A 17932-nucleotide genomic window follows, 5' to 3' on the forward strand; every position below is an offset into this window, starting at 1 on the left:
TTATAGGTATAGGCGCTTAGGTCGCAAATAATTATCTTAGCCTTATGGCAGATAGAAATATTTTCAGAGGAGTGAATTCGATAAAATTTCATAATAGATTTAAAGATGATAATTATTGTTTGACTTATCTTTCACAAATAAAATGGGCGGACGGATATAAATGTAAACGGTGTGATAATGACAAGTTCGGGAATGGAAAAAATCCTCAAAACAGACGATGTACAAAATGCAGATACGATGAAAGTCCTACAACAGGAACAATGTTTGAGAAGATTAAATTTTCTCTTTTAATTGCATTCCATATTGCCTTTAAAATTAGCACTAAGAAGAAAGGGATGTCATCTTTAGAGTTAAGTTCAGAGTTTGAACTTCGTCAAAAGACTTGTTGGTCTTTCAAATCAAAAGTGCAACAAGCAATGAAAAGCAGCTTGAACCACCCATTAACAGGGATAATTCATGTCGATGAGTTTATGGTTGGCGGTCCAGAAGAAAATAAGAAAGGGAGAAGTAAAGGGTTAAAAAAACTTGCTGTTCTTGCCGTAGAAATTTTAGACGATGGTGTTGGCCGTGCTTATGCTGAGGTTATAGAACATTCATCTGCAACAGAATTGGGAACTTTTTTAAAGAAATATGTATCAAAAGAAGCTACTATAATTACTGATAAATGGAGAGGTTATAGTCCATTGAAAAAAGATTTTTTAAACCTGAAACAAGTTGATTCAGATGATGGAAAAAACTTTAAAGAGTTACATATCCACATAATGAATATCAAAGGTTGGCTAAGAGGAATACATCATCATTGCAGCAAAGAACATATGCAGGATTATTTGAATGAATATCATTTTAGATACAACAGAAGGTCAAATATGGATACAATCTTCGATGTGTTAATACTAAAGATGGTTAATTACAAAGAAAACTCAATAAATTCAATAACTAACGAGTGCGACTAAAGCGCCTATACCTACTTTTTTAATTGAAATTGTGGTGTTTTCATGGTCTTTTTTTTGGTTAAATATTTATTGTTTTATAAGTTAGAACTCATAATAGTGATGGGTAAACTATACTGTACACGAACTGGTACGCCGTCTTTCTGAGCAGGAATCCATTTTGGAGAAAGTTTGATTACGCGCATGGCTTCTTCGCCGGTCCCGTGTCCAATATCTCTCAAAACGCTGACATTAGTAATGCTTCCATCTTTTTCGATAATGAACATAACGTATACTTTTCCTTTTAAATTAGGTTCAGTTGGAGCTTGAAAATTATTTCCAACAAATTTGTAGAACTTCTCCATGCCTCCAGGGAATTCGGGTTTTTCAGTTATACCTGCTACATTAAACACAACATCATTCGATGGTGGTGGATTGCTTTCTTTTGTAGTTTCTTGTAGCAAATTGACTAAAGCCTCTTTTTTTGGATCAGGATTTAAATTTGCTAGGTTTTTATTAGGACTGACTAATGATTCTTCTTTTATATTCGATTTTGAAGTTGTCGGTGTTTTTTTCGAGTCAGTAAGAACAATATCGATGCTTTTCCCAGAAAACTTTTTATGCGCATTTTTTAAGTTTTTTTCATAATAGGCCTCTGTATAGAAACTATACTGAAATGGTTGTGGAAATTTTTTGCTTCTTGCATTTTTAAAAACCGAGCTTCCTGTAAAATAAGCAATTTTGTCTGGTGAATAGACGGCTAAATGGCTGTTGTCAGCAGGAATATCGTCAATCCAGATGGCATATTTTTTACTGTTTTTGAAATCTTCAAATTCTGCCTTTGTAGGGCTCTTTTTTGAGTATTTTTTGGGAGTATAGGATAAGTATCTATTTTTTTCTTCCAAAGTCAAGTCTTCGTATTTTTTGGAAAAGATGAGGTTTCTTTTTTCGTCAGTAACATTAACTGTAACACTGGCATAGTAGGCATCTCTGTCGGTGACTGATGCAGTTGTAAATTTTGTGTTTATGGTTGGTTTCGTTTGTACCTGCGCTACACTATCGATGCAGAAATAGCAAAATAGTGCGGTAAAAATGGGTAATAGTGCTAGCTGTTTGCCAAGTATTATCTTTTTAGAAGAATTTCGGCTCATCATGAGAAAGCGTTTTTTAGTGACTTGAAAATTTAAATTACTTGCTAGATACAAAGGCGGGTTGCAACTCGCTTTGGATAACAATAGCGATTGATAAAATGGAATATTTTTGTACGATTGCACCACTTTTTCATCGGCTAGGAATTCATGATTGAGTTGTATGGCTTTTTTGTACAACAAAAACAAAGGATTGAACCAAAAAACAGTTTTAATCAACTCTACAAATAGAACATCTAGCGTGTGCTTTTGATTGACATGTGTCATTTCGTGAGCAAACAATTCTTTTTCAATTTTGCGTTCTTGGTATTCCGCTTCATTGATGAAAATGGTATTCATAAAAGTATGCGGCAAAACAGCTTCTTTTAGTAAAACTAAAGTCGCGTTTTGAAACAAAAGGGTTGTGTTATTTTTTTTTAATTGATAAAAAGTTACAATATTTCGAATAAATCTAACAGATAGTATTGCAGTTACTAGGACATAAATACCCCATAATGTTTGTTCTAAATAATTCGTTTCTTCTGCAATTACCATAGTTCCTCCAGAAAAGTTCATTGCAATTGGAGCAGTCGCAGGAGTCGTGATTTCTTTAATAATTTCAATCGAGATAAAAGGAATTAGAAGTGAAAAAAGCAAGCTAATCAACAAGTAAAACCGATTGAAACGGTGCATTTTTTCTTTTTCCAGAAAAAGCTGATATACTACCAATAGAATAGTAGCAGCAATAGTTGAAGTGAGCAAGTACTGTGTCATGGTTTCTTTTTTTGGATTTCGTTATCTATGATTTTTTTAAGATCCTCTAGTTCTTTGGCGGTTAGGTTTGTTTCTTTGGTAAAAAATGAAGCAAATTGAGAAGCTGAATTATTAAAGAAATTACTAATTAGTCCATTGACATGTTTTGAGAAATAATCGTTTTTGTCAATTAATGGGTAATACTCTCTCGAGTTGCCATATTCTTTGTAAGCTACAAACTGCTTGTCAATCATTCGTTTTAATAAGGTAGCAATGGTAGTTGTAGCAGGTTTTGGGTCAGGGTAGGCTTCGAGTAGGTCTTTCATAAAGGCTTTTTCGAGTTGCCACAAATGCTGCATAACTTGTTCTTCGGCGTTGGTGAGTTGTTGCATGGTTTATTGTTTTGTGTTTTTTATTTCTTTTTCTGAGATAAGTTCTCCATGGTCGTACAAACGGTTGATGATTAAATTTTTATTGGTGTCGAAATACTCCCATTCGCCGGAGTAAAACCAATGAATGTCTTTCCCTTTTTCAATCAACTGTGTAATTCCTTTGGCTTGAAGCGCTCCATTCGGGTGGTAAAAGCGCACTTTGCAATACTCTTTTTTATAGGTTTCTTTTTTGATGATTTTGCCATTGGCATAATATTTCCATTTTTTGACTGGCTCTCCTTCTTTGTATCTTCCAATAGATTTGTATCGAATGGTGTCCAAAGTATATTCTTCAATCCATTTGCCGTGCATTTTTTTGTCTTTCTTTTGATTGATGTGTTGTACTTGGCAACTACATAAAAGAAATAGTACAAATAGTAAGATTGGTTTTGCCATGGCTCTACAGAATAATACATTACTCTACAAATGTAGAATAAAAAATAATATCTGCAACAAAATGGTTAACTTTTTTGCAATGAGTGGTTTAGGAACGGTTTTGCGTAAGGGGTAGGAGCGGCATCCTTTTTGGGGACTCGCTTTTTCGGCGAGGGCCCAAAAAGATATAGCGGATGACCCGACCCGCTTTTTCTGCGGGTTACGCCCAAAAAAAAATCCGCTCAATCAAGTATGAAGGAGCGGATGTTGGTATGAAAAGAGTATTTATTTACTCAACTCTACAAAATATTTATAGAAAAGCGGAATGGTTTCGATTCCCTTTAGGTAATTGAAAATTCCGAAATGTTCGTTAGGGGAGTGAATCGCATCGGAGTCTAAACCGAATCCCATCAAGATGGTTTTGCTTTTCAATTCTTTTTCGAATAATGCAACGATAGGAATGCTTCCACCGGAACGAACCGGAATAGCAGGCACTCCAAAGGTTTCTGTATAAGCTTTGTTGGCGGCTTGGTAACCAATGCTGTCGATAGGAGTCACATAACCTTGTCCACCGTGATGCGGTTTTACTACAACACTCACGCCAGCTGGAGCAATACTTATGAAGTGTTTGGTGAACAAATCGGTAATCACTTCCCAATCTTGATTAGGTACTAAACGCATTGATATTTTTGCGTAAGCTTTGCTAGCAATGACCGTTTTGGCTCCTTCTCCTGTATAACCTCCCCAGATTCCATTTACATCTAGAGTGGGGCGGATAGAATTACGCTCATTTGTTGTGTAGCCTGTTTCGCCATACACATCATTGATATCTAATGCTTTTTTGTAGTTTTCTAAGCTAAATGGTGCTTTGCCCATTTCGGCTCTTTCTTCCAGAGATAATTCTTCTACATTATCATAGAAACCTGGAATGGTGATGTGATTGTTTTCGTCGTGAAGCGAAGCAATCATTTTGGATAAGATATTGATTGGGTTGGCAACTGCGCCACCGTACAAACCAGAATGTAAATCGCGGTTAGGACCAGTCACTTCTACTTCTACATAACTCAATCCACGCAATCCTGTGGTAATGGATGGTTGTTGGTTAGAAATCATTCCCGTATCCGAAATTAAAATCACATCGTTTTTTAATTTCTCAGTGTTATTTTCAACAAATGTTTTTAAGTTGACACTGCCTACTTCTTCTTCACCTTCAATCATGAATTTTACATTACAAGGCAAAGTATTGCTTTGAATCATGTATTCAAAAGCTTTTACATGCATGTACATTTGGCCTTTGTCATCGCAAGCACCACGAGCAAAAATAGCGCCTTCAGGATGAATAGCCGTTGATTTGATCACAGGTTCAAAAGGAGGAGAGGTCCATAATTCGATAGGATCGGCGGGTTGTACATCGTAGTGTCCGTAAACCAAAACCGTTGGTAAATTAGGGTCTATGATTTTTTCTCCATATACGATCGGATAACCTGCAGTTTCACAGATTTCAACGAAATCACAGCCAGCTTTTTCTAAACTAATTTTTACGGCTTCTGCGGTATCAAGTACATCTTGAGAGAAAGCGGTATCGGCACTAACGGAAGGAATTTTTAATAATTCGACTAATTCATTGATAAAGCGTTCTTTATGTTGCTGAACGTAATTACTTCTATTTTCCATTTTGGAGGTTTAATTTTGTAAAGTCAAATGTACAAAAAAATGATTATTATTTTTTTTAAAAAATCCTTTGAAAATTAGAACTTATGCTTATATTTGCACCCACAAAGTCGCGGATATGGCGAAATTGGTAGACGTGCCAGACTTAGGATCTGGTGCCGCAAGGCGTGTAGGTTCGAGTCCTATTATCCGCACAAAAAAAGCTTCTCATTACGAGAAGCTTTTTTTTTTGAATGAGTAACGTTTTTTTAATTTTTAAATAACAAATAAAATAGTACATTTAGAACCTCGTTTCTAAATATCACTTTTTGTTCCTAATTTAATTTTTTCAAAAACCATAATGACAACTTTACTGCATCCTTTCAAAGATTTAGTTTCAAATGATCTTTTCGTAAAACTAGCGTACATATGTAATGAGCGGGAAAATCAATTAAAAAAAGCTTTCGAAGTATGCATTTGTACCCTTTTAGTAGGGATTAAAAATTGTAAAGACTTGGAGGTTTTGTTAAAAGCAGTGGATGAAATAGAGGTTTCTTTTGAAAAACAATTAGATGATTTTTATACTCATGAAAACTTGTTTTCCGAGGCTTTTGTGTATCTTAACCGTTTGTTTCCCAACAAAAAAGAGCGTTTGTCAGAGATGATTTCTAATGAAATGTGTATTAAAAGCGAATCCGCAAGGGTGCTTTTTAATGTAGTAACGCTTTTGGTGTTGGCTAACTTGAAGAAAGAGGTTCCTGAAAATTTATTTTCATTGTTAGATAAAGAGGCTCAAACTTTGTATGGTATTTTGCCCCGAGGTGTGCGGTTAATCTTAGGGATTGCCAATGCTGAAAAAGGGTATGATTATTTTGAAAGTAGCCGGCCAGAGATCGCTGCTTTTTCGTTCTTCCGTTTTAAAAAAGGAAAGTAAAGACTAGAATTGTTGCTCTAGTTTGATATAAAAAAAGGGATATTGAAGTGCTCAATATCCCTTTTGCTTTGAAATTATTTTTTGCCTATCCAGTGATCAATTTTTGTTTCCAATAGAGCCAAAGGCAAGCATCCTGATTCTAATACTTTTTCGTGGTATGTTTTGATATCAAAATTATTGCCTAACTTGGTTTTTGCTTTTTCTCGAAGTTCCATGATTTTAAGTTGTCCCATTTTATAAGAGAGCGCTTGACCTGGAATGGCCATGTAACGTTCTATTTCGGCAATGATACTGGCTTCACTTTCGGCTTCGTTTTCCAGAGAATATTTGATGGCTTGTTCTCTAGTCCAGCCTTTGCTGTGTAATCCTGTGTCGACCACCAAACGAATGGCGCGATGCATCTCGTTGCTCAACATGCCAAAATACTGATACGGATCTTTATAAAGTCCCAATTCTGGGCCTAAGCTTTCAGTGTATAGCGCCCAGCCTTCGCCATACGCACCAAACCAATTGTATTTTCTGAAATCAGGTAAATTGGCATTTTCTTGTTGCAAGGATACCTGAAAATGATGACCTGGAATGGCTTCGTGTAAAAATAAATCTTCGTCACCATACATATTGTAGCTTTTAACATCTGGAATGGGAACGTAAAAAATACCAGGACGACTACCATCTGTCGTGCCTTGATTGTATTCGGCACTGGCCGTTTTTTCTCGAAATGCTTCAGTTCTTCTTACTTCAAATTTAGTTTTAGGTTGTAATGAAAACAACTGATTGACTTTAGGCTCAATAATTTTATGGATGCGATTAAAATTGGCAATTACTTCTTCAGGTTGTGTAAAAGGCATTAATTCTTTTTTGTTTCGCACTTCATCAAAAAAGGCTATTAAGCTTCCTTTGAAACCTACTTGGGCTTTTACTTTCTCCATTTCACTTCGAATGCGTGCTACTTCTTTAAGTCCCAATTCGTGAATGGCTTCTGGAGTGGTGGTGGTTGTAGTCCACTGTTTGGCATAGCTGGCGTATAGATTTTTGCCAAACGAAAGGCTGCCGATACCACTTGTAGCTCTTGAAGCAGGGAGGTATTCGGTTTTCAAAAAAGCAGTCATTTTTTGGTATTGAGGGATCAGTTTTGTGGTGATTACCGTGCTGTATTTGTTGGCTATGTCTTGCTTTGTGCTAGCTGAGAAACTAGAGGGCATGAGCTTTACTGCCGAATAAAATAGATTATCTTCAACTTTTGCTGTAGGCATTTGTTCAAATTGTGGAATCATTTTTAAAGTCAAAGCCTTGGGTAATACGGCACCTTCTTTAATACCTTTTTTCATATATACCATGGCCGAATCGATCCATTGGCTATACAATTCCATTCTTTTGAGAAAGTTGGTGTAATCTTTTTCGGTTTTAAAAGGTTGTGCACTAGTGCCGCCGGCCATTTGTCCAATCGTTAAATGCGTGCCTTCAAACTGACTCATAGGTATTAAATTAGTAGGATATTGTAGCATTTCCTTGCCTATAGCAATTTCCCATTTTATGATTTCATAGCTGTTAAGCTCTTCCTCAGAGAGGCTTGTACTGTCTATTTCGCTCAATGCTGTTTCGTATTTTTCATAAAAAGCTTCTTGTTTTTTTCGGAACGAATCGGTCATTTCAAATTGCAATTGGTCATTGTATTCGTTTTGACCATTTTGTGTGGCGCCAAGTGGATTTAAAACATTTTTGTCATCAAAGTAACTCTTGGTTAGTGCACTAAAATTAGTAGAATTCGCTTCTTTTTTGCAGCTAATAAAAAGTACAGATAGCGCAAAAGTTAATAGGAATAGGTTTTTTCTCATTTTGATTAGTTTAGAACAACCGTAAAGCTACTTTATTTTTTTGTTAATTTTATCCGTGATAGACTCTCGAAGCTATAATTTTTTCGTTTTTAACTTCTAAAACTTCGGCTACAAGCATATTGTCTTCATTGTCGACCATTCGAATATATTCCATAAATACTCGATCGCCATTAGCAGTAAGCGAGGTTACTTTGTAGTGCAAACTCGGAAGTCTTTCAAAAGCCTCCTGCCACCATGCTCTTAAGGCATGTTTTCCGGATATTAGACCTTGGGTTTCAGGTTGACGTACTTTGAGTTTTGGACTAAAGTGTATGGCTTCGTCATCATAAAGCGACAACAATTTTTCTAACTCTTTATTATTAAAACAGTCAAACCATTTGAAAGCAATAGAGTTTAATTTTTCTGGACTCATAATAGTTTTGAATTAAAAAATCCCATTGCAATTGGATTGTAATGGGATTGTTTGGTATTTATTTTTGTTAAACGTTTTTCAAATTGATAATTTCTTGATCCGTCAATAATCGCCAATTGCCTCTTGGTAAATTCTTCTTGGTCAAACCAGCAAACGAAACGCGATCGATGCGTAACACATCATAACTGAATTGTTCAAAAATAGAACGCACTACTTTTACATTCGCCGAGCGTAATTTTAAGCCCACTTCGCTTTTGGCTTCATTTTCAATGTAGCTCACGTCTTCTACAAATACGCGGTGTCCATCAATAACGACACCCTTATTGATTTTTTCTAAATCTTCAAACTTTAAGTTTTTATCTAATGAAACTTGATAGATTTTAGATGATTTCTGATTTGGTAAAGTGAATTTACGAATCATATCGGTGTCATTGGTAAACAATAACAAGCCGGTAGTATTTTTGTCCATTCTACCAATTGGGCCAATTTTAGCCGTAGTAGAACCTTTTACCAATTCCAAAACATTGCGGTATTCTTGACCTTCATCAAGTGCCGTGGTAAAGTTCTTAGGTTTGTTCAATAGGATGTACACTTTCTTCTCTGGAGTCAAAACTTTTCCGTCAAAGTTCACTACATCTGTTGGTTTTACTAGGTATCCCATTTCAGTTACGGGAACACCATTTACCTTTACATTACCAGATTGAATGTAAATATCCGCATCACGTCTCGAACAAACGCCCGAGTTCGAAATGTATTTATTCAAACGAATTTCGTCTTTTTCTTTAAGTCTTTTGGCTACTTGATTGGGTTTTTTAACTACTTTATTCGCCTCTTCAATTTTAGCAGTTGGTTTTGCTTTTTTAGGCCCTTGTGCCCTTTTTTGCATCGCAGGTTTTGGCTTATTCGAATTGGGTCTTGAACCTGCTGGCCTTGCTCCGCTTCGTTTGTTGTTGCCTTCCTTATTATTCATAATAATCTCTAATTTGGTGCAAAGATACTATTTATATCCTTGTGAAACGATTTTCGATAATTAGAAAACGATAACTGGCTAATTTATTAGTAGTTAAGTACGGTTTTTAGTGAGTCGATTTGCTTTAGGAGCTGTTTCCTGCTGTCCACTATATCTTTACTGCCGAACCCCGGCAGTAAAGGATGCCGTTCCCATCAGGGCTAGGAAATCCTGCACTACAGAACGTTTTGTTCCAGAGAAATTACTGCTTTAATAACCAATTTTTACCATGCCAAAGCACACTTGGATTGGTCAATACAATGCAAAAAACACCTGCTACAATCAAAAATTTCAAGATGTTGTGCAATCTAATGTAGTGCGTTTTGTCGTTTGATTGCCACAATAAAAGCAGAAAAAACAACAGTACAATCAAAGAACTGTAAAAGTAGATGTCCATATAGCCTACATCATATAGCTCAATCAAAATGTACACAGGAACCAACGTTAAAACCGTTAATCCCGTACTGATTTTTTTGGACCAATTTTCTCCATAAAAAACAGGAATAGTATGGTAATTATTGGCCAAATCGCCTTTCAAATTTTCCAAATCTTTAATCAATTCCCGAATCAAAATCAATAAAAACAAGAAAGAAGCATGGGCGAAGATTACAGCAAAATGGTCTTTGTGGCGTTCCAATTCTTCAATCGAAGTGGGTTGATAGTAATACAAAAGAATGGCGAAAAAAGGCCAAACAGCTAGCAATGCCGCTGATAAATTTCCTATAAAAACGATTTTTTTCAATTTATGTGAATAGAACCAAATCAGAAAAATGTAGAATGAAAAAAACAGTAAGGCTCGCAAAGAAACAAACCAAGCCATCAAGGCAACAATGAAATTCAAGGAAAAATATACCTGAAGTTTCGTTTTTTGACTCACCAATCGGTCCAACATCGATTTGTTCGGACGGTTGATTAAATCTTTTTGGCTGTCGTAAAAATTATTGATAATGTACCCTGAGGCTATCGCAATGGCCGAAGCAAATACTAAAATAAAGATATTAAAATCCAATAAAATATTCAAGGCACGTTGCTCTGGCGCCATAATAAAAATAGCCGACAAATACTGCGCAATGATAATTATTGGAATGTTGTACCCTCGAATAACAGAGAACAAACTAACGATTTTTAATAACAATAGCTTTTGCTCTCGTTTGATCATGAATAGTCTTCTCGTTTTTTTTAGAATTGGTATACCACTTCAAGTTTGTAGTCTTTTAAAGCTACTTTGGCACGTTCTAAGTCTTGTGTAAAACCAAGAATGTAACCGCCGCCTCCAGAACCGCAAAGTTTTAAGTAGTAGTCATTTGTGTCTATTCCTTGTTGCCAAACCCCGTGAAATTGCTCAGGAATCATTGGCTTGAAATGATTTAAAACGACCTTAGACAATTTTTTTGTATTACTAAACAGCGCTTTGATATCTCCAACAAGGAAATTTTCAACACAAGCATCAGTATGTTTTACAAATTGTGATTTCAACATCGTGCGAAACCCTTGGTCTTTTAGGTTTTCCATAAAGATATTTACCATAGGAGCGGTTTCTCCTACAATGCCAGAATCTAGCAAAAACACAGCGCCTTTGCCGTCAAAACTTTGAGTTGGAATGCCTGTGGCTTCAATATTATCTTTAGAGTTGATTAAAATCGGAATGCTTAAGTAGCTATTCAACGGGTCTAAACCAGAGCTTTTTCCGTGAAAAAAACTTTCCATTTGAGAGAAAATAGTTTTTAAGGCTAATAATTTCTCACGAGTTAAGTTTTCTAAAACAGTGATTTTATGTTGTGCGTATTTGTCATAAATAGCAGCCACCAAAGCACCACTACTACCTACTCCATACCCTTGCGGAATACTGGAATCAAAGAACATACCCTCATTCACGTCTTTTTGCAAAGTGGCAATATCAAATTGTACCAAATCCGGTTGTTCCGTTTGTAGGGTTTCCAAATAGGTTACAAATCGTTTCAAATGGCCGTTAGAAGCAATAGCCTCTTGCGAAGGATTGTCTTCTTTTTTGAGGGCGCCATTGTAAAAGTTGTAAGGAATAGATAATCCTTTTGAGTCTTGAATGATTCCGTACTCTCCGAAAAGTAATATTTTTGAGTAAAATAAAGGTCCTTTCATATCTTTTTTGCTTTCCTAACGGTAAATATAGGGATTTTTATTATTGTTTGATTAGTTGACTGCCAAATCCTATTTCATCACAAAGGTACTGACCATTTTGACAATAGCCAACTAATTCACTTTGAATAAATTGTAAAACGGATTCTTTCACGTTTTCCGGGTACAAAACATGCACATTTGCTCCTGCATCTAAGGTGAAACAAACGGGTATTTTATTTTCATTTCTGTACTTCCAAATGGCGTTGATAATCTGTAGCGTGTTTGGTTTCATCAAGATAAAATACGGCATAGAAGTCATCATCATCGCGTGCAAGGTCAAAGCCTCGCTTTCTACAATTTTGATAAATGCTTCCAAATCACCATTCTCGAAAATTGGAATCAATTGGTCAATATTCTCATGTGCTTGTTCAAAACGACGTTCGGCAAAAGGATGATTATGCATCAAATCATGACCCACTGTACTTGATACTTGCTTTTCGCCTTTATCGACTAATAAAATAGTATCTTGATAGTTTTCGAAAACCGAATGTACTTTTCCTGAAAAAGGTACGCCAAAAAGGTTCGAACTACCTTCAATATTCTCTTGATTGCCCCAAACTACCAAATTTCCTTTTACACTTCTACACGCACTTCCTGAACCTAAACGAGCTAGAAAAGACGCTTTTTGATAGAAATACTCCTCAGTCATTTCAGGGATTAATGCTTTTTCAATACTCATAAAATTCATAGCCAAAGCCGCCATCCCCGAAGCCGAAGATGCAATTCCAGAACTGTGCGGGAACGTATTTTCGGTATTGATGGTAAAATGATAGTCTTTCAAAAAGGGCATAAATGGAGTGATGCGCTCTAAGAATTTCTGAATCTTTGGTTTAAAATCTTCTTTGGGCTGTCCTTCAAAAAGCAAGTCAAAAGAGTAATCGCTTGGATTGGTACCGTTGATAGAAGTCGAAAGGTCTCTTTTTTCAAAAGCCACACTAGTAATGGTTTTACAGTTATTTAGCGTAAAACTTATAGATGGATTGGCTGGTATTTGATGGCCCAAATCGTCTCTTTTTCCCCAATACTTAACTAAAGCAATGTTACTTGGAGCACTCCATTGAAAAATGCCTTTTTCTATGTGGTGTGTATAAGGCGTTGTTGGAATAAAATCATTGGTAGCAGTCATAGAAGATAAAATTTGCGCAAAGATACTTTTTTTGACTATTTCTTTATTTCTTTGTTGGCTATTCTTTTGAATCCTTTTTCCTATTTTTGGAATCTTTAAAAATCATTCTAATGAATAAAATTACCCGAATTCTTACCGTAGTAGTCACTTGTTTGGCAATAGGTTATTTTTCAAGTACAGTTACCAAAGCCGCTATTTTAGATTGGTATCCTACATTAGTAAAACCTTCATTTAATCCACCGAATTGGGTTTTTGCGCCTGTTTGGAGTTTGTTGTATGTGATGATGGGTGTTGCGGCTGGTTTGGTTTGGGATAAAATCGAATGGAATCGACCTATTGTAAAGAAAGCCTTGACGCTTTTTGCGATACAATTAGCATTGAATGCCTTGTGGTCGTATTTGTTTTTTGGTTTGCATAATCCCTTTTTAGCAGGAATCGAGATTGTCTTATTGTGGTTGATGATTTATGAAACCTATCTTCAGTTTGCTAAAATCAATAAAATTGCGGGCTATTTATTGTTGCCTTATTTGGCTTGGGTAAGTTTTGCAACGGTATTAAATATAAGTATTTGGTGGTTAAATAAATAATTCGATATATTTGTTTTAAACAAGCAATAAGTGAATTATAGACAACTACCCTAATGCAAAAAATCTTTTTCTTTACTCTTTTTTTATTTTTTCAAATAAGTCAAGCTCAACAATCTTTAACTGAAACCGAAAAATTAGCCACTACTGCTAAAGTTTGGGGTTTCTTGAAATACTACCATCCTAACGTGGCTAGCGGGAAATACGATTGGGATAAGGAATTATTTACTATTCTACCTCAAGTAGAGAAAGCTAAAAGTAAGAAAGAGTTTTCGGAAGTTGTTGAAAACTGGATTACTTCACTTGGCGAAGTAAAGAAAGTTGAACCTATTATTTTGTCAAGTGAAATCAAGTATTTTGATAAGAACTTAAATGCTGCTTGGCTAAACAATCCTCATTTTTTTTCAAAATCTCTTTCAGAAAAATTAACCTTCATACTAGAGAATCGATTACAGTCAAATCATTTTTATTATCGAAAAGGAGAGCCTAAACCAGATGCTATTTCTTATGAGTTTAGTAATGAAATAAAATATCCTGAGTACGATTGGAAGGACCGAAAGTTTCGTTTGTTGGCTTTGTTCCGTTATTGGAATTATGTAGAATATTTTTTTCCTTACAAATACCTAATGGACCAAAATTGGGATGATGTTCTTTATGAAATGCTCCCGAAGTTCAATACTGCTAGTACAGAAGTTGAGTATCACTTGTTAATGCGAGAGTTAGTGATTAAATTAAATGATTTACATGCTTTCCTAGGTACAAAAGTGATGTTAGAAAAATTTGGCAGATTACAAATACCTGCCAGAGTTAGAATTGTTGACGATCAGGTCCTAATTACTCAAGTATTTAGTGATTCTTTGGCTAAAATCAGTGATATCAGAGTTGGAGATATCATTATTAAAGTGGGGGGAAAAACAATACCTGAAATTTTAAAAGAATCAAGAAGATATTTGGATGGAGGTAATGATGTTTTGAGGGCTAGTAATTCTTGGTATCATATTTTTAATGGTCATACAGATTCAGTTAAAGTAGAATACAATCGAGAAGGTAAAGTGTCTGAGAAGTACATTTACCGACACTCCGCAAAATTATTCAGAAAGACCAATAAACTGCTTGGGCAATGGGAACTTTTAGACGGTAATATTGGTTATGTGAATTTGGGAGAAGTATATCCAGAAGACATTAATAACATCATAGCAAAGCTAAAAAGCACTAAAGCAATAGTTTTTGATCTTAGACTTGGCGCTCATGATACAAATTATATCTTAGCTGAATTTTTAAACCCGGAACCCAAAGAATTTGCAAAGTTTATCGATCCTGATGTTACGTATCCAGGGAGATTTATCTGGAGAGAAACTGAAATGTGTGGTAAAACAAATCCTGATTATTATAAGGGAAAAGTCATTGTATTAGTCAATGAGAATACTCAGAGTCATGGAGAATACTCAGCGATGTGTTTGCAATCGGCTCCAAATGCAACTGTTATAGGAAGTCAAACAGCAGGTGCAGACGGTGGGGTAATTAGGTTTGAGATACTCGAGGGTTTCAATACACAGTTTAGTGGTTTGGGTGTGTTTTATCCTGATGGACGCGAAACACAACGCATTGGGATAGTTCCCGATATCGAGGCAAAACCGACCATCTTGGGTCTTCGTGAAGGTAAGGATGAAGTATTGGAACGAGCTATTCAATTTATAGAAACAGGGAAGTAGTTGGTGTACAAGTTTTCTTTGAATCTACTAAAATTAAGTTATGGTTTTGGAGGTCTAATAAATTGTAAACAATTATACCACCGCATTCGCCACAATAAACCCGCTAGTCCAAGCATTTTGGAAATTGAAACCACCTGTAATGGCGTCGATATTGGCAATTTCACCTGAAGAATAATTTGAAGTAAAGAATGTATTTTTTAGTATTAAGAATAATGTCCTAGTGCAGAAATTACAAACACTGTAACAATCTCGTCTCGAACTTCATATATTAAACGGTCTTTTTTGTTGATTCTTCTTGACCAATATCCACTTAATTCAAATTTTAACGGTTCGGGGTTTCCACTACCAGTGTAGGGATGATCTTTCAACTCATTGAGTATTTTTATAATTTTTTTTATGGAAGCAAGATCGCCTGATTTTTTATGGTTAGACAAATCTTTTTCAGCAGTTGCTTTAATGATTACTTGATACTTTCCCATAAATCTTCTGCACTTTCCATTAGTCGGCCTTTCTCAGTGCTTGCTTTTTTGATTCTTTTTACAAATTCAGGATTGTAAGGGCTTTTATCCTCTTCTTCAATTAAAACAATTTCTTTTGAATTTTCAGAAAACACACGAGCCATTTCTAAAAAAGCTTTTCCTTTTTTTGACTTTTCATTTATTTTTAAGGTTATTGTTGTCATCGCTTATTTTTTTCAAATTTACAAAAAGTTTTGTGGCCAGAGATGTCTTGTGTTTTGATTTATAACGATTTGTGTTTTTAGTTATGATTACCCCACCGCATTCGCCACAATAAACCCGCTAGTCCAAGCATTTTGGAAATTGAAACCACCTGTAATGGCGTCGATGTTGACAATTTCACCCGCAAAATAAAGGTTGGGATGAATTTTACTTTCCATCGTTTTAAAGTTGATTTCCTTTAAATCAATACCGCCAGCTGTAACGAATTCTTCTTTGAAAGTGCTTTTCCCATTGATTTGGAAAACACCATTAGTGAGTTGTTGTGCTAAGTTTTGCAATTGGGTTTTGGACAAATCGGCCCATTTGGTTTCAGTAGTAATGCCAGAAGCCAACACCAAGCTTTCCCATAAGCGATTGGTGAGTTCAAACGGTGATTTTTTGGAGACTGTTTTTTTGGCTTGTTCTTGTTTAAGGGTTTTCAGTTGCGCGATGGCTTCTTCGGTATCGATAGTATTAAGCCAATTCACCAAAAGCGTAAATTGATAGTTTTTGTCGTGCAAAATGCGGGCACCCCAAGCGGATAGTTTCAAAATAGCGGGGCCGCTCATACCCCAATGGGTAATCAAAAGTGGTCCAGTGGCTTCAAGTTTGGTGTCTTTTACTCGCACGGTCACTTTTGCCGAAACGCCTGGTAATTCTTTGATTCGAGGGTCTTTGCTGTTAAAGGTAAATAAAGAGGGCACGGGCGGAATGATGGCGTGGCCAAATTGCTGTAGCATCTCCCAAATTTTTGGATTACTTCCCGTAGCTAAAATCAATTTATCGGCTTGATAATTTTGATTTTGGGTATCAATTTTCCAGTAGTTGTCTTTTTTGAAAATAGATTGTACGCTCTGACCCGTGAGGACTTTGATGCCCAATTGTTGGGTGGCTTTTAGAAAACAATCTATGATGGTTTGAGAAGAATTCGAAACAGGAAACATTCGGCCATCGTCTTCAATTTTGAGGGCTACGCCGTGGCGTTCAAACCACTCGATGGTGTCCCTGGAACAAAATTGATGGAAAGGACCTCGCAATTCTTTTTCGCCTCTTGGGTAAAATTTTACGAGTTCATTGGGTTCAAAACAAGCGTGAGTAACATTGCAACGACCGCCACCTGAAATGCGCACTTTGCCTAGCACTTCGGCGCCACGTTCTAAAATGGCAACTTTGGCTTTTGGATTTCTTTCTACAATGTTGATGGCAGTAAAAAAACCTGCAGCGCCACCTCCCACAATTAAACAGTCGTACATCATCGTAATCTTTCGGGAAAATTACAAAAAATTCCATCGACACCCAATGCGATTACTTTTTTAATGTCTTCAGGTTCGTTTACGGTGTACGTATTGATTTTAAATCCTTCTTGGTGAATGCGTTTTACATTTTCTGGCGTAAGGGTTTTGAACCAAGGATTGATGGATTTTGCCTTTAATTGATGCGCCATTGGGAGTGCGTCTAGCGGATTTTCTTCGGTTAAGACGTCGATGGCTATTTTGGAATCGAGTTTTCGATAGGTTTCTAATTCGTTCCAAAGGAAACTGGAGATGATGAAATCAGAAGTTTTCCAGCCTTTTTTGCCAAAAGCAGCAACAATTTTATGTGTAGCTTCGGCGGTATTTTTGCCTTTTAATTCGATATTCAAAGGTACTTTTCGGTCGATGGTGGTGATGATTTCTTCTAGCGTCGGAATGTGATGTCCGCCTTTTACGATTACTTTTCGCAAAGCTTCGAAAGTGTAGTCTTCTATCGGACCTTTTGCATTGGTTAGGCTATCCAAAATATCGTCGTGAAATACCATCACTTCTCCTGTTTTGATGACAAACACATCAATCTCGATGCGGTCGACGCCCATTGCTAATGCTTTTTTAATCGCGGGAACGGTGTTTTGGGTTTCGTGTCCCATGGCGCCTCTGTGGCCAATGTTGAGTGGTTTGTGCATAGTAGTACAACTGGTTAATCCAATAAAAATAAGCCAAAGATACGGTTGAAGTTTCATTTTTTTTCTTTTGGTCTAAAATAGGAAAAAGCAATTACTTCTTAGCTAAATAGTAAGTTATCATTGTTTTATGTTTTTTGTGAAATTAACCGCAAGGTTCGCAAAGATTTACGCAAGGGAACGCAAAGTAAAAAAGTATATCTTCGTGTTTCTTCGTAATTTTTTCTTTTTCTTTATAAAAAA

General features: G+C 36.1%; 18 protein-coding genes and 1 tRNA gene. 5 read left to right on the plus strand and 14 right to left on the minus strand.

Features of this window, described 5'->3' with window-relative positions; genetic code table 11:
* Window positions 1-44 precede the first annotated feature (44 nt).
* Window positions 45-953: an IS1595 family transposase gene (locus tag AO58_RS0113350; protein WP_024982185.1), complete on the plus strand. Its 909-nt coding sequence runs from the start codon at window positions 45-47 to the stop codon at window positions 951-953.
* A 74-nt stretch (window positions 954-1027) separates the two neighbouring features.
* On the opposite strand, the gene AO58_RS18040 is transcribed toward AO58_RS0113350, so the two are convergent.
* The 4 genes from AO58_RS18040 to AO58_RS0113370 all read right to left on the minus strand — a co-directional run bounded on the left by AO58_RS18040 (window position 1028) and on the right by AO58_RS0113370 (window position 5289).
* Window positions 1028-2830, minus strand: a complete 1803-nt coding sequence (locus tag AO58_RS18040) for a M56 family metallopeptidase (RefSeq protein WP_024982186.1) — start codon at window positions 2828-2830, stop codon at window positions 1028-1030.
* Window positions 2827-3201: a BlaI/MecI/CopY family transcriptional regulator gene (locus AO58_RS0113360; RefSeq protein WP_024982187.1), complete on the minus strand. Its 375-nt coding sequence runs from the start codon at window positions 3199-3201 to the stop codon at window positions 2827-2829. The genes AO58_RS18040 and AO58_RS0113360 overlap by 4 nt, the downstream gene beginning before the upstream one ends.
* Before the next feature lie 3 nt (window positions 3202-3204).
* The gene (locus tag AO58_RS0113365) at window positions 3205-3636 is read right to left on the minus strand and encodes a toxin-antitoxin system YwqK family antitoxin (RefSeq protein ID WP_024982188.1); all 432 of its coding nucleotides are present in this window, start codon (window positions 3634-3636) and stop codon (window positions 3205-3207) included.
* A gap of 264 nt (window positions 3637-3900) precedes the next feature.
* Window positions 3901-5289, minus strand: coding sequence for a dipeptidase (locus AO58_RS0113370; RefSeq protein WP_024982189.1), 1389 nt, complete (start codon window positions 5287-5289; stop codon window positions 3901-3903).
* Window positions 5290-5398: 109 nt separating this feature from the next.
* Here AO58_RS0113370 and AO58_RS0113375 point away from each other — a divergent pair.
* Window positions 5399-5480 (plus strand) — tRNA-Leu (locus AO58_RS0113375).
* Between the two features lie 146 nt (window positions 5481-5626).
* Window positions 5627-6199, plus strand: a complete 573-nt coding sequence (locus AO58_RS0113380) for a hypothetical protein (protein ID WP_024982190.1) — start codon at window positions 5627-5629, stop codon at window positions 6197-6199.
* A 74-nt stretch (window positions 6200-6273) separates the two neighbouring features.
* On the opposite strand, the gene AO58_RS0113385 is transcribed toward AO58_RS0113380, so the two are convergent.
* The 6 genes from AO58_RS0113385 to AO58_RS0113410 all read right to left on the minus strand — a co-directional run bounded on the left by AO58_RS0113385 (window position 6274) and on the right by AO58_RS0113410 (window position 12738).
* Window positions 6274-8034 carry a DUF885 domain-containing protein gene (locus AO58_RS0113385; RefSeq protein ID WP_024982191.1) on the minus strand — a complete coding sequence of 587 codons (1761 nt, stop codon included), beginning with the start codon at window positions 8032-8034 and terminating at the stop codon, window positions 6274-6276.
* A gap of 49 nt (window positions 8035-8083) precedes the next feature.
* Window positions 8084-8446, minus strand: coding sequence for a nuclear transport factor 2 family protein (locus AO58_RS0113390; protein WP_024982192.1), 363 nt, complete (start codon window positions 8444-8446; stop codon window positions 8084-8086).
* A 67-nt stretch (window positions 8447-8513) separates the two neighbouring features.
* Window positions 8514-9416 (minus strand): pseudouridine synthase, encoded by a 903-nt coding sequence (locus AO58_RS0113395; RefSeq protein WP_024982193.1) that lies wholly within the window; start codon window positions 9414-9416, stop codon window positions 8514-8516.
* A gap of 241 nt (window positions 9417-9657) precedes the next feature.
* Window positions 9658-10614, minus strand: a complete 957-nt coding sequence (locus AO58_RS0113400; protein ID WP_024982194.1) for a geranylgeranylglycerol-phosphate geranylgeranyltransferase — start codon at window positions 10612-10614, stop codon at window positions 9658-9660.
* Window positions 10615-10634: 20 nt separating this feature from the next.
* A complete protein-coding gene (locus tag AO58_RS0113405; protein WP_024982195.1) occupies window positions 10635-11573 on the minus strand; it encodes a mevalonate kinase family protein in 939 nt (312 codons plus the stop codon).
* 40 nt (window positions 11574-11613) lie between these two features.
* Complete coding sequence (locus tag AO58_RS0113410; protein ID WP_024982196.1) at window positions 11614-12738, minus strand: diphosphomevalonate decarboxylase; 1125 nt, start codon at window positions 12736-12738, stop codon at window positions 11614-11616.
* Window positions 12739-12848: 110 nt separating this feature from the next.
* On the opposite strand from AO58_RS0113410, the gene AO58_RS0113415 reads away from it, so the two are divergent.
* Both AO58_RS0113415 and AO58_RS0113420 read left to right on the plus strand, forming a co-directional pair.
* Window positions 12849-13325: a TspO/MBR family protein gene (locus AO58_RS0113415; protein ID WP_024982197.1), complete on the plus strand. Its 477-nt coding sequence runs from the start codon at window positions 12849-12851 to the stop codon at window positions 13323-13325.
* 53 nt (window positions 13326-13378) lie between these two features.
* Complete coding sequence (locus tag AO58_RS0113420) at window positions 13379-15034, plus strand: S41 family peptidase (RefSeq protein WP_024982198.1); 1656 nt, start codon at window positions 13379-13381, stop codon at window positions 15032-15034.
* 203 nt (window positions 15035-15237) lie between these two features.
* Here the strand turns inward: AO58_RS0113420 and AO58_RS0113425 are convergent, their stop codons facing one another.
* The 4 genes from AO58_RS0113425 to AO58_RS0113440 form a co-directional block, all read right to left on the minus strand.
* The gene (locus AO58_RS0113425) at window positions 15238-15513 is read right to left on the minus strand and encodes a Txe/YoeB family addiction module toxin (RefSeq protein WP_024982199.1); all 276 of its coding nucleotides are present in this window, start codon (window positions 15511-15513) and stop codon (window positions 15238-15240) included.
* Window positions 15495-15716, minus strand: coding sequence for a DUF2683 family protein (locus tag AO58_RS0113430; protein ID WP_024982200.1), 222 nt, complete (start codon window positions 15714-15716; stop codon window positions 15495-15497). Before AO58_RS0113430 ends, AO58_RS0113425 begins: the two co-directional genes overlap by 19 nt.
* An 87-nt stretch (window positions 15717-15803) precedes the next feature.
* On the minus strand, window positions 15804-17009 hold the full coding sequence (locus tag AO58_RS0113435; RefSeq protein ID WP_035717835.1) for a BaiN/RdsA family NAD(P)/FAD-dependent oxidoreductase: 1206 nt from the start codon (window positions 17007-17009) through the stop codon (window positions 15804-15806).
* Window positions 17006-17749: a glycerophosphodiester phosphodiesterase gene (locus tag AO58_RS0113440; RefSeq protein ID WP_024982202.1), complete on the minus strand. Its 744-nt coding sequence runs from the start codon at window positions 17747-17749 to the stop codon at window positions 17006-17008. The genes AO58_RS0113435 and AO58_RS0113440 overlap by 4 nt, the downstream gene beginning before the upstream one ends.
* Between the last annotated feature and the right edge of the window lie 183 nt (window positions 17750-17932).

Origin of the sequence: Flavobacterium succinicans LMG 10402, from assembly GCF_000611675.1 — a bacterium.
Lineage (GTDB): Bacteria > Bacteroidota > Bacteroidia > Flavobacteriales > Flavobacteriaceae > Flavobacterium > Flavobacterium succinicans.